The 11,067-nt window shown below is 74.6% G+C and carries 11 protein-coding genes; 3 read left to right on the top strand and 8 right to left on the bottom strand.

Annotation, left to right across the window (positions count from 1 at the left end; genetic code table 11):
- The 3 genes from ACFRMQ_RS30220 to ACFRMQ_RS30210 form a co-directional block, all read right to left on the bottom strand.
- Positions 1-694, bottom strand: a 694-nt coding sequence (locus ACFRMQ_RS30220; RefSeq protein ID WP_380733860.1) for a response regulator, incomplete at its 3' end; no start/stop codon positions are given.
- The gene (gene macS / locus ACFRMQ_RS30215) at positions 691-1,914 is read right to left on the bottom strand and encodes a MacS family sensor histidine kinase (protein ID WP_380733859.1); all 1,224 of its coding nucleotides are present in this window, start codon (positions 1,912-1,914) and stop codon (positions 691-693) included. The genes macS and ACFRMQ_RS30220, both read right to left, overlap by 4 nt.
- 58 nt (positions 1,915-1,972) lie before the next feature.
- Positions 1,973-2,794 (bottom strand): lysophospholipid acyltransferase family protein, encoded by an 822-nt coding sequence (locus ACFRMQ_RS30210; protein WP_380733858.1) that lies wholly within the window; start codon positions 2,792-2,794, stop codon positions 1,973-1,975.
- Between the two features lie 222 nt (positions 2,795-3,016).
- Between ACFRMQ_RS30210 and ACFRMQ_RS30205 the strand changes: the two genes are divergently transcribed.
- Both ACFRMQ_RS30205 and ACFRMQ_RS30200 read left to right on the top strand, forming a co-directional pair.
- Entirely contained in the window at positions 3,017-3,808 is a 792-nt protein-coding gene (locus ACFRMQ_RS30205) for an alpha/beta hydrolase (protein WP_380733857.1), read from the top strand.
- A gap of 10 nt (positions 3,809-3,818) precedes the next feature.
- Positions 3,819-4,568: a hypothetical protein gene (locus tag ACFRMQ_RS30200; RefSeq protein ID WP_380733855.1), complete on the top strand. Its 750-nt coding sequence runs from the start codon at positions 3,819-3,821 to the stop codon at positions 4,566-4,568.
- Between the two features lie 4 nt (positions 4,569-4,572).
- Here the strand turns inward: ACFRMQ_RS30200 and ACFRMQ_RS30195 are convergent, their stop codons facing one another.
- From ACFRMQ_RS30195 to ACFRMQ_RS30175, 5 genes are all read right to left on the bottom strand, one after another.
- Positions 4,573-5,334 (bottom strand): endonuclease/exonuclease/phosphatase family protein, encoded by a 762-nt coding sequence (locus tag ACFRMQ_RS30195; protein WP_380733854.1) that lies wholly within the window; start codon positions 5,332-5,334, stop codon positions 4,573-4,575.
- Positions 5,335-5,481: 147 nt separating this feature from the next.
- Positions 5,482-6,426: an ROK family glucokinase gene (locus ACFRMQ_RS30190; RefSeq protein WP_380733853.1), complete on the bottom strand. Its 945-nt coding sequence runs from the start codon at positions 6,424-6,426 to the stop codon at positions 5,482-5,484.
- A gap of 191 nt (positions 6,427-6,617) precedes the next feature.
- Complete coding sequence (locus ACFRMQ_RS30185) at positions 6,618-7,070, bottom strand: DUF5304 family protein (protein ID WP_380733852.1); 453 nt, start codon at positions 7,068-7,070, stop codon at positions 6,618-6,620.
- Between the two features lie 116 nt (positions 7,071-7,186).
- Complete coding sequence (locus ACFRMQ_RS30180; protein WP_380733851.1) at positions 7,187-8,359, bottom strand: ArsA-related P-loop ATPase; 1,173 nt, start codon at positions 8,357-8,359, stop codon at positions 7,187-7,189.
- A gap of 30 nt (positions 8,360-8,389) precedes the next feature.
- Entirely contained in the window at positions 8,390-8,851 is a 462-nt protein-coding gene (locus tag ACFRMQ_RS30175; protein WP_380733850.1) for an SRPBCC family protein, read from the bottom strand.
- A 369-nt stretch (positions 8,852-9,220) separates the two neighbouring features.
- On the opposite strand from ACFRMQ_RS30175, the gene ACFRMQ_RS30170 reads away from it, so the two are divergent.
- Entirely contained in the window at positions 9,221-11,014 is a 1,794-nt protein-coding gene (locus ACFRMQ_RS30170) for an AMP-dependent synthetase/ligase (RefSeq protein ID WP_380733849.1), read from the top strand.
- Positions 11,015-11,067: the final 53 nt, after the last annotated feature.

Genomic DNA, 11,067 nt, shown 5'->3' with positions numbered 1-11,067 from the left:
GGCCCTGCTCGATCGCGTACCGGACCAGCTCCACCCGGTTGTGCAGCTGGAGCTTCCCGAGCGTGTTCTGCACGTGGTTCTGCACCGTCCGGTGCGAGAGCACCAGCCGGTCGGCGATCTGACGGTAGGACAGCCCCTTGGCCACCAGCCGCAGCACCTCGGTCTCCCGGGCGGTCAGCCGCGGGGCGGCCGGCTCCGAGGCGGGGGCCGGCTCGGCGGCCAGCCGGCGGAACTCCCCGAGCACCAGACCGGCCAGGCCGGGGGTGAACACCGCGTCGCCGACGGCCGTACGGCGCACCGCGTCCAGCAGTTCCTCCCGGCCGGCCGACTTCAGCAGGTAGCCGGTCGCACCGGACTTCACCGCCTCCAGCACGTCCTGGTGCTCACCACTGGCCGACAGCACCAGCACCCGGACCGCGGGGTCGTGCGCGACCACCCGACGGCACACCTCGGCGCCGGGCAGACCGGGCAGGTTGAGGTCCAGCACGATCACCTGCGGGGTGCAGGCGCGGGCCCGGCGGACGGCCTCCTCGCCGTCGCCCGCCGTGGCCACCACGTCCAGCCCCGCCTCGGCGAGGTCACGCGAGACGGCGTCCCGCCACATCGGGTGGTCGTCCACCACCATCACCCGCACCGGCCGGTCGGCGGTCGGCTGATCGGTCATCGGCTGGTCGGTCATCGGCTGGTCGGTCATCGAGTGGCCTTCCTCGGGGCGCGCAGTTCGACCTCGACGCCCTCCCCGGGCGTCGAGTACAGCTCGGCCGTGCCGCCGAGGTCCAGCAGCCGGCCGCGGATGGACTGGGAGACGCCGAGCCGGCCGGCCTGCTCCGCCTCGCCGAGCCGCCCGGGCGCGAAGCCCGGCCCGTCGTCGCGGATGCTGACGGTGACGGCCTCCGGCTCGTCCTCGACCAGGATCCAGGCCCGGGCCCGCTCCCCCGCGTGCTTGCGCACGTTGTCGACGGCGGCGCCGACCGCCGCCGCCAGCTCGCCCGCCGCCCGGCCGGGCAGCAGCACGGCGGTGCCGGGGGCGGAGAGCGTGATCCGCTCGTCCGCGTAGGGGCGCAGCAGCGCGGTCAGGTCGCACGGGGCGTCCGGGTCCACCGGCTCGCCGGCGTCCGGTCCGGACGTGCGCTGGGCCGGCAGCGGACCGCCCGTCATCAGGGCCCGCAGCGCCCGTTCCTGTTCGCCCGCCAGCCGGCCCAGCTCGGCGAGGTCCGCGCCGCCCGTCCCCCCGGCCGGCTCCGCGCCGCGCCGCTGGACCAGGGCGAGCACCTGGAGCACGCCGTCGTGGATGTCCCGGGAGAGCCGCTCGCGTTCCCGGGTGGCCGCCTCGACCTGGAGCGCCCGGGTGAGGGTGGCCTCGCTGCCCCGGGCCAGCTCGATCACGTAGCCGATCGCGCAGCCGGCCATCAGCAGCAGCACGATGTTGTGGAGGTTGTCGCCGGTCGGGCCGCCGTGGCCGAGGATGTTGGCGACGCCGATCACCGAACCCGAGGCCGCCGCCGGGCGCCAGCCGCCCTTCCCGGCGTAGCCGAGCACCGTGCCGGCGGCCCAGATGGTCGGCAGGGTGGGCGCGCCGTGGCTGATCCGGGCCGGGGAGTCGGTCAGTCCGCTCATCACGATGCCGGTGACGGCGAGGGTGAGGTCGGTGCCCAGGACGTACCAGGTGCAGCGCCGCGGATTGGCGAAGGCTCGGGTGCTGGCCAGGGTCCAGAGGGTCAGCGCGCCCATGAAGATCCAGCCGGCCACCGGGTGCAGGAAGTGCAGGTACGAGTTGAAGTAGCGCAGCAGGGCGTAGCACAGGGCCAGCACCCGGAAGTAGGAGATCGCCTTCCACAGCGGCAGCGCGCCGGACTGCCCGCGGGCCGCCCGGGTCCCGCCGCCCGCGCGGGCCCTGCCGCCGCGGCCCGTCACCCCCCCCGCCCCCCCCCCGCCCCCCCCCCCGGCGGGGCCGCGGGGGGGGCCCGGACGTCTACTCCGGCTTCTCCGAGGTGCCGGGCTCGGCGGCCTTCTCGCCCCCGGCGGCCTTCTCGGCCTTCTCCGCCTCGGCGGCCTCCGCCTTCTCGGCCTTGACCGCGGCCCGGCGCTCGGCCTCGGCCTTCTTCTTGTCGTCGGCGATCTGCCGCTTGGCGGCGGTCGCGTAGATGTCCACGTACTCCTGGCCGGAGAGCCGCATGATCTCGTACATCACCTCGTCCGTCACCGAACGCAGGATGAAGCGGTCGTTCTCCATGCCCTGGTAGCGGGAGAAGTCCAGCGGGCGGCCGATCCGGATGCCGGGGCGGATGCCGAAGTTGGGGATCACCTGGCCGGGCGGCTGCACCTTCTCGGTGTCGATCATGGCGACCGGGATCACCGGGGCCCCGGTGGCCAGCGCGACGCGGGCCAGACCGCCGACCTTGCCGCGGTACAGCTTGCCGTCGGGCGACCGGGTGCCCTCGGGGTAGACCCCGAACAGCTCGCCGCCCTCCAGCACCGCGATGGCGCTGCGGATCGCGGCCTCCCCGGCGCCGCGCACGCCCGAGCGGTCCACCGGCAGCTGGCCGACGCCCTTGAAGAACGCCGCCGTCAGCCGGCCCTTGAGGCCCGGGGTGTTGAAGTACTCGGCCTTCGCGATGAAGGTGACCCGACGCTTGATCAGCGCGGGGAAGAAGAACGAGTCCGAGAAGGACAGGTGGTTGCTCGCGATGATCGCCGCACCCTCGGTGGGGATGTTCTCCTCACCCTCGATCCAGGGCCGGAAGAAGATCCGAAGCAATGGCGCGACGATCATCTTCATCAGTCGGTAGAACAACCCGGGCCTCCTGTTATGCGGACCGGTCGATCCTAATGCCCCGCGGCCGTCCGCCGCGCCCGGGCCCGCCGCAGGGGGTGCGCCGGGGCCCGCCGCCGGGGGTTCGCCCGGCCCCGCCGTAAGGGGTGTACGACCCGGCGCGGAGCGTGGGACGATGCGAATCCGCAACGCCCCCGCCAGCGCCCCCTCCCCCAGCGCCACCCGTCCGCGAAGGAGCCCGCCATGCCGTTGCTGCCCGGCGCCGAGCCGTACCACCACCGCGGCGGACCGGTGGGGGTGCTGCTCTGCCACGGCTTCACCGGGTCGCCGCAGTCGATGCGGCCGTGGGCCGAGGAGTTGGCGGCGGCCGGGTTCACCGTCTCGGTGCCGCTGCTCCCCGGGCACGGCACCCGCTGGCAGGACATGCAGGTCACCCGCTGGCAGGACTGGTACGCCGCCGCCGAACAGGAGCTGCTGGCGCTCGCCGAGGAGTGCGAGCAGGTCTTCGTCTGCGGGCTGTCGATGGGCGGCGCGCTGGCGCTGCGGCTCGCCGCGCTGCACGGGCCGGCGGTCTCCGGGCTGGTGCTGGTCAACCCGTCGGTGCGTTCGGACACCCCCGTGAGTGTGCTGCTGCCGGCCCTGCGCCACCTGGTCCCCAGCGCGGCCGGGGTCACGGGCGACATCGCCCGGGCCGGCTCACCGGAGGTCGGCTACGACCGCACCCCGCTGCACGCCGCCTGGTCGCTGAGCCTGCTGTGGCAGGAGGTCCAGCGGCTGCTGCCGGAGGTGACCCAACCGGTGCTCCTCTTCCACAGCCCGCGTGACCACGTGGTCTCTCCGGCCAACTCGGAACTGGTACTGGCCCGGATATCCTCGACCGACGTGGCGGAGCGGCTGTGCCAACGCAGCTTCCACGTCGCGACGCTGGACCACGACGCGGCGGAAATATTCGCGGCCGCCCAGGACTTCATCCGACGGCTGACCGCACCCGCGGTGGGCGTCACCCGGGTCGAATCCGACGATCACCATGGCTGAAGGGCCGGAAGTGCACGAGAGCAGCACGGCGGGCGGCGGGGACGAGACTCCCCGCGAGGACGGTGCGACCAAGGACGGCGGGACGAACGCCGCGGCCCCGGGCGGCGCGCCGACGGACCGTACGGGCCCGGGCGGCGCCGTGACGCCCCCGCCCGCCCAGGACGCCGCCGAGGGCCCGGCCCCGGACGCCGCCGCACCGCAGGCTCCCGCCGAGCGCCGCACCCGCCGGGCGCCCGAGCGCAGCCAGGCCGAGCAGGACGAGATCTTCGCCGCCCTGGTGGCCCAGTTCGACGACCCGGTCGACCTCAACAACCCCAACTGGCCGGAGGTTGAGAACCTCCGGGCGCAGAACGAGCTCAAGGGCCGCCCCAAGGACGGCGCCGACGGCCGCGGCGAGCCGGACGACCTGTCCGGTCTCGCCCCGCAGCCCCGCCCCCGCTCCGGCCGGCCGGTGATGCCGGCCGCCGGCTCGGGCCCGCGCGACTTCGAGCTGGCCGAGGAGACCGACGAGGGCCACTACGTCCCGCCGGAGCCCCCGCCGCTGCCGGCCGCCGACGTGACCGCCAAGTTCGCCTGGCTGGCGGTGCTCGGCGGCCCCGCGCTGCTGCTGATCGACGCGGTGGTCTGGCGGGAGATCTCCGGCTGGCCCGCCTGGGTCGGGATCACCGCCTTCCTCGGCGGCTTCGTCACGCTGGTCGCGCGGATGAAGGACCGCGACGAGGACGAGCCGGAGGATCCGGATCACGGCGCGGTGGTCTGACCGGTCAGGCCTTGGGCGGTTCGAGGACGGCGAGCACCGGCAGGTGGTCGGTCGCGGCCCGCAGGTCGGCCTCGGTGACGCCGGGCAGCCCGTGCGGCACCCCGCAGCCGAGGACGGTGATCCCGGGTGTGGCGAAGACGGCGTCGATCCGCTGGTAGGGGCGCTCCGGGACGGAGGTGAACTCGCCGCCCCAGGGCGCGGCCGGGTGCCCGTCCTGGAGCCGGGAGGCCAGCAGCCGCCAGCCCGGACCGTCCGGGTGTTCGTTGAAATCCCCTGCCACGACGCCGAGTTCGGTGATCGCGAGCTGGTCGAGCAGCAGCTCGAACTGCCCGTACCGCTCCTCCTGGTCCAGGCTGAGGTGGCAGCTGGTGACGGTGAACGGCGCGGTGCCGGGCAGCCGCAGCAGCGCGGTGGCGAAGCCCCGGGCGTGCAGGCCGCGGGTCTTGGGCAGCAGCCGGTCGTACACCCCGAGCGGCTCCACGGCGCCGGGCCGGGCGAGCAGCAGCGGTCCGGCGGCGGTGCGGCCGCCGCCGGCCAGCACCTCGGTCCCGGTGTGCCGGGCCAGCCAGGCGGCCTGCCCCTCGGGCCGCCAGTAGCGCGGCGCCTCCTGGACGCAGACCAGGTCCGGGTCGCAGGCCCGGATCACCCGGGCCAGTGCCCGCCGGTCGTCCCGCAGTGAGCGGATGTTGTAGCTGAGCAGGCGCAGCCGGCCCGGGCCGGACGGCGGCAGCGGTCGGACGGCGGCAGCGGCGGTCTCGGCGGTCATGGTCCTCCCCTGGGCGGTCACCGGATCGCTCCGACGGTACGCGGCGGAACCGGGACGTGTCGCCCGAGGACGTGCGACGGCGGCGGCGCGTCCGGGATCGGTCGGGGCCCGGTCGCACCGCTGCCGGCGGGCTCGAAGAGGTCGGGGTCAGCTGGTGCGCGCGAGGTCCGCGGCGCCGACGATGCCGGCGGCGGATCCCATCGAGGCCAGGACGACCTCGGCGCGCGGGCGGTGCACCCCGCCGGTCAGGTAGTGCTCGAAGGCCTTGGCGACCGGGTCGAGCAGCAGCCGCCCGGAGTCGGAGACGCCGCCGCCGAGCACGAAGACGCCCGGGTCGAACAGCGCGGCGAGGTCGGCCATGCCGCGGCCCAGCCAGTCGGCCAGCTCGGCGTAGCACTCCAGGGCGAGCGGGTCGCCCTCCTCGGCGGCCTGGGTGATGTGGATGCCGCGGATGGTCTCGGCCACGCCGTCGTTGAGCTCCAGCATCCGGCGGCCGCGCTGCGCGTCGGCGGCGGCCTTCTCCCGGCCGTAACGGCGCAGCGCGCGCCCGGAGCCGTACTGCTCCCAGCAGCCCTTGCCGCCGCAGCCACAGGCCAGGCCGTCGGGGACCATGTTGAGGTGGCCGATCTCGCCGGCGACTCCGAAGCGGCCGCGGTGCAGCCGGCCGTCCAGGACGATGCCGCCGCCGATGCCGGTGCCGACGGTGATCAGCACCATGTCGCGGTGGTCGGCGGCCGCGCCGAAGCTGAACTCGGCCCAGGCCGCGCAGTTGGCGTCGTTCTCGACGACGGTGGACAGGCCGGTGAGCTCCTCGATCCGCCCGCGCAGCGGCTCGTTCTCCCAGTCGATGTTGGGCGCGAAGATCACCGTGGAGCGGTTGCTGTCGACGAAGCCGGGGGCGCCGACGCCCACCGCGGTGACGTCGGGGTGCTCCTCCTTGAGCTCGCGCACGGCCTGCGCGATGGCGTCGACCGCCCACTGGGGGTCGGCCGGGGTGGGCACCCTGGTCCGGGACAGGATCGCGCCCGCCTCGTCGACCACACCTGCCGCGATCTTGGTCCCGCCGACATCGACGCCGATGGTCAGAGCCATGTGTCCCTCAGCTATTCACTCGTTCCGCTGGGCGGAACGCTACCGCCCAACCCGGCCCCCGTACACAGCCTCGCATACATTATCCGAAGGCAATTCCGGAGCCAGCAGGCCGCGATGCTTCAAAAGTCGTATCTAATTCCCCTCTTCGTGACGTACGAGAGTGGCATGATCACCCTCCGGAAGTCACGGTTTCACTGCTTGGCGGACGGCCCGTCAGCCTCGTCGACACCGGAGCCGAGGTCGCCGTCGAGGTCGATCTTCTCGGCCGGCGCGCCCTGGCCGGCGGTCCAGCGGTTCTCGTGCCCGGCCACGGCGGCGCGGTAGGCGGCCAGCAGCTCGCTGCCCGCGGTGGCGAGCCCGGTGCCGACGGCGGCCAGGTGGGAGTAGACCTCCGGTTGCCGGGTGCGCAGCCGGTCGGCCATCCCGGAGAGGGTGATCAGGGTGGTGGCGCCGGCCTCCTGGGCCTTCTCGCCGAGCGCGTCGGCGAAGCGGCGCACCTCGTCCACCAGCGGGCCCAGTTCCGGCCCGAACGGGTGGGACTGCCCGCCGCCCGGCCCGGTGTGGTCGGCCCCCGGCCCGGCGTGGTCGCCGGCGGGCTCGGTACGGTCGTCGACGGGCTCGGTACGGTCGTCGGTGCTGGTCATCGCGGGCGCCTCCTCGGCCGTGGCCGCACCCCGCGGCCCTCCGGCCCGACGCTACCCGACCGGCCGGACAGCCCGGAAAGGCCCGGCTCCCCGGTCGAACCGCCGTCGAACCCCCGTCAGCCCCGAGGCCAGAGCGCCGGATCCGGCGCGAACCGCACCGAGAGCACCCCGTCGGCCAGTCCGGCCCCGGCCACCGTGCAGCGGCGCAGCGCGGAGGGCAGGGTGAGCACCCGGCGGTGGGCGCCGAGCCCGACCACCAGGTCGTCGCCGCGGCGGACCAGGTCCAGCTCGGCGCGGTCGGCGCCGGGCAGGTCGAGGTGCCAGACCAGCAGGCCGTCCTCGGCGAGCCGGTCCTCGACCGACCAGGGCCCGGGCGCGAGCCGCTCGGGCCCGTCCCCGTCCCCGTAGAGGCGATCGGCGAGGGCCTCCAGGGTGGCGTCGGTCAGCTCGCCGACCAGCACCGGGGCGTCGGTCTCGGCGGCGAGCCCGGTCAGTTCCTCCTGGCGGCGGCGGGCCAGCGCGGCCAGCCAGGGGTCGGGCGAGGCGGCGGCGGCCCCGGGCAGCGCTCCGTGCACCACCACGGCGTCCGGCCGGTGCCCGTGCAGCGCGAGTCCGGCCCGGATCCGGCGCAGCTCGCCGTACGGGTGGCCGTCGGCCGGGACGACCAGCCGGACGCCGGTGCCGGGGTCGGTGATCGCGGCGCGGGACTCGGCGAGCGCCGCGGCGGCCTTGGTGCGCCCCTCGTACAGCCAGTCGGCGGGCATCGGGACGCCCGCCAGCCCGGCCAGCAGCGGGCGCAGCGCCCGGGCGGCCTGCCGTTGCTCGGGGACGAGCCGGTCCAGGTAGCGGGCCAGTTGCTCGGGCAGGGCGAGGGTGGCGATCAGTTCGGCGGGCGGCGGGGCGAGCACCACCAGGACGTCCTGGTCGGCGGCGGGCAGGGCGCGCAGCAGGGCGAGCCGGGCGATGCCGGGGAGGGCGGTGAGCTCCTCCGGGTCGAGCTGTTCGGCGCCGAGCAGGTCGAGGGCGGGCTTGAGCCGGCCGGTGAGCGCGCCGACGGCGTAGCGGAAGGCGGCCTGCTCGTCGATCCGGGAGACGGTCAGACCGGGTGCGTAGCCCAGTGGTTCGGGCTCCAGCCGGATGCCGAGGGCGGAGTCCAGGGCGCGGTGCGGGTCGTCGGCCGCCAGCAGCCAGGTGCGGTGGCCGCGCCGGGCGGCGTGCAGGGCGGTGGCGGCGGCCACCGTGGGTGCGCCGGCGTCGCCGCTGACCAGGATGGTGCGTGTCGCCGTCATGCCGTGCGGCCCCCTCGTTCGGTCGGACCGTCAGCCCTGGGCGGGCTTCTTGCCGTCGGTGTCCTCGACGCGCTTCTTCAGGCCGGCCAGGGCGCGGTCGATGATGACCTTCTCCGCCTTGCGCTTGATCATGCCGAGCATCGGGATCTTGACGTCCACGGCGAGCTGGTAGGTCACCTCGGTGCGGCCGCCGGCCAGCGGGGCGAGGGTGTAGGAGCCGTCCAGCGAGCGGAGCATCTGGCTGCGGACGAGGGTCCAGCCGACCTCGCGGTCGCCGTCCCAGGTGTAGGCGAGGACGTGCTCGTCGCGGATGGCGCCGGCGTCGAGCAGCAGCCGGACCTGCGCGGCGCGGCCGTCCTCGCCGGTCTCCAGGACCTCGATCTCCTTGACCTCCCCGGTCCACGCCGGGTAGGCGGCGAAGTCGGCGATCACGGCCATGACCGTGGCCGGGGTCGCGTCGATGGTGATGCTCGACCTGGTGTGCTCCGCCATGGAATGGCCCTCCGCCTCGTCCCTCTGACTGCCGGCCCGGCCGGGGCGCGCTCGGCCCGGTCCGCCCGGAGCAGGCTATCGCGCCCGGCGGCGGCGATCGGCGACGGGCGGCCGCGGTGCGGCGGGTGCCGGGCGGCGGCCGCGGGACGACGGGCACCGGGCAGCGGCCGACGGGCACCGGACGGCGGGGCATGTTACCGGCCGGTCGCCCGGCGCTGCCGTAGGGTGCCATTCGAACGACCCGGTCACGGCCTGGTCGGACCCGGCCGGGTGTGACACTTCGAACACCGGAGCCGACCCCCCTGGTCGAAGCTGCCTACCGGGCAGTAACGTCCTGCCGTCCCGCAGCGTCGCGAACGAGGAGCAGTCTTGCTCGACTTCAGCCTTCCGGCCCTCTATCAGGTACCGAGCGGCGGCAACCTCGCCGACCCGGTGCACCGGAACGCCGAGGAGCACCCGGATGTCGCCGTGCTCAGCCGGAAGGTGGACGGCCGGTGGCAGGAGCTGACCTCGGTCCAGTTCCTGGCCGAGGTGCACGCCGCCGCGAAGGGCCTGATCGCCGCGGGCGTCGAGCCGGGCGACCGGGTGGGCATCATGTCCCGCACCCGGTACGAGTGGACGCTGCTGGACTTCGCGATCTGGACGGCCGGCGCGATCACCGTGCCGGTGTACGAGACCTCCTCCGCCGAGCAGGTCGAGTGGATCCTCGGCGACTCGGGCGCGGTCGCCGTGATCACCGAGACCGCCAAGCACGTCCAGGTGGTCGACGAGGTCCGCGGCCGCCTGCCGGAGCTGCGGCACACCTGGCAGATCGAGAGCGGCGCGCTGGCCGCGCTGGCCGAGGCCGGCCGGGACGTCCCGGACGCGACCGTCCACGAGCGCCGCCGGATCGCCGGCGCCGACGACGTCGCCACCATCGTCTACACCTCGGGCACCACCGGCCGCCCGAAGGGCTGTCAGCTGACGCACGGCAACTTCCTGGCCGAGTGCGGCAACGTCGTCGAGCAGCTGGCCCCGCTGTTCCGGACCGGCGAGAGCTCGGTCCTGCTCTTCCTGCCGCTGGCCCACGTGCTCGGCCGGATCGCCGAGATCGCCCCGGCGATGGCCCCGATCAAGCTCGGCCACGTCTCCGACGTCCGGGACGTCACCGCCGAGCTGGCCGCCTTCAAGCCGTCCCTGATCCTGGGCGTGCCCAGAGTCTTCGAGAAGGTCTACAACACCGCGCGCGCCAAGGCCCAGGCCGACGGCAAGGGCAAGATCTTCGACAAGGCCGCCGACACCGCGATCGCCTACAGCCGGGCGCTGGACGCGGGCGGCGCGGGCCTGGTGCTGCGGCTCAAGCACGCCGTCTTCGACAAGCTGGTCTACAGCAAGCTGCGCGCCGCGCTCGGCGGCCGGGCCACCCACGCCATCTCCGGCGGCGCCCCGCTCGGCGAGCGCCTGGGCCACTTCTACCGCGGCATCGGCTTCACCGTCCTGGAGGGCTACGGCCTGACCGAGACCTGCGCGGCCACCGCCTTCAACCCGTGCGACAAGCCGAAGATCGGTACGGTCGGCCGCCCGGTGCCCGGCTGCTCCGTCCGGATCGCGGAGGACGGCGAGGTGCTGCTCAAGGGCCCGCACATCTCCACCGGCTACTGGAACAACCCCGAGGCCACCGCGGACTCCCGCAAGGACGGCTGGTTCGCCACCGGCGACCTCGGCTCGCTGGACTCCGAGGGCTACCTCACCATCACCGGCCGCAAGAAGGAGATCATCGTCACCGCCGGCGGCAAGAACGTCGCCCCGGCCGTGATCGAGGACCGGATCCGCGGCCACGCCCTGGTCGGCGAGGTCATGGTGGTCGGCGACCGCAAGCCCTTCGTCGCCTGTCTGATCACCGTCGACCCGGAGTTCTTCCCGAAGTGGAAGGAGCTCAACGGCAAGCCGTCCGGCGCCACCGTCGCCGACCTCGCCGCCGACCCGGACCTGCTGGCCGCCCTCCAGGCCGCGGTGGACGACGGCAACGCGGCCGTCTCGCACGCCGAGGCGGTCAAGAAGTTCCGGCTGCTGGACACCGAGTTCTCCGAGGAGAGCGGCCACCTGACGCCCTCGCTCAAGCTCAAGCGCAACGTCGTGCTGAAGGACTTCGCGGCCGACATCGAGGCCCTGTACCAGAAGTAGGACCGGGAACGGCCGTACGGGCCCCGCCTCCTCCCCGGGAAGGAGGCGGGGCC

The sequence above is a fragment of the Kitasatospora sp. NPDC056783 genome, from assembly GCF_042789895.1.
Classification (GTDB): domain Bacteria; phylum Actinomycetota; class Actinomycetes; order Streptomycetales; family Streptomycetaceae; genus Kitasatospora.
The sequence above is the reverse complement of the archived record's forward strand: the minus strand, read 5'-3'. Positions and strand labels throughout refer to the sequence as shown.

Bases quoted from the DNA above. Each gene is read 5' to 3' on its own strand.
- ACFRMQ_RS30205 (WP_380733857.1), top strand. From the start codon at position 3,017: ATGCCGTTGCTGCCCGGCGCCGAGCCGTACCACCACCGCGGCGGACCG.
- ACFRMQ_RS30195 (WP_380733854.1), bottom strand. From the start codon at position 5,334: ATGACCGCCGAGACCGCCGCTGCCGCCGTCCGACCGCTGCCGCCGTCC.
- ACFRMQ_RS30190 (WP_380733853.1), bottom strand. From the start codon at position 6,426: ATGGCTCTGACCATCGGCGTCGATGTCGGCGGGACCAAGATCGCGGCA.
- ACFRMQ_RS30185 (WP_380733852.1), bottom strand. From the start codon at position 7,070: ATGACCAGCACCGACGACCGTACCGAGCCCGTCGACGACCGTACCGAG.
- ACFRMQ_RS30180 (WP_380733851.1), bottom strand. From the start codon at position 8,359: ATGACGGCGACACGCACCATCCTGGTCAGCGGCGACGCCGGCGCACCC.
- ACFRMQ_RS30175 (WP_380733850.1), bottom strand. From the start codon at position 8,851: ATGGCGGAGCACACCAGGTCGAGCATCACCATCGACGCGACCCCGGCC.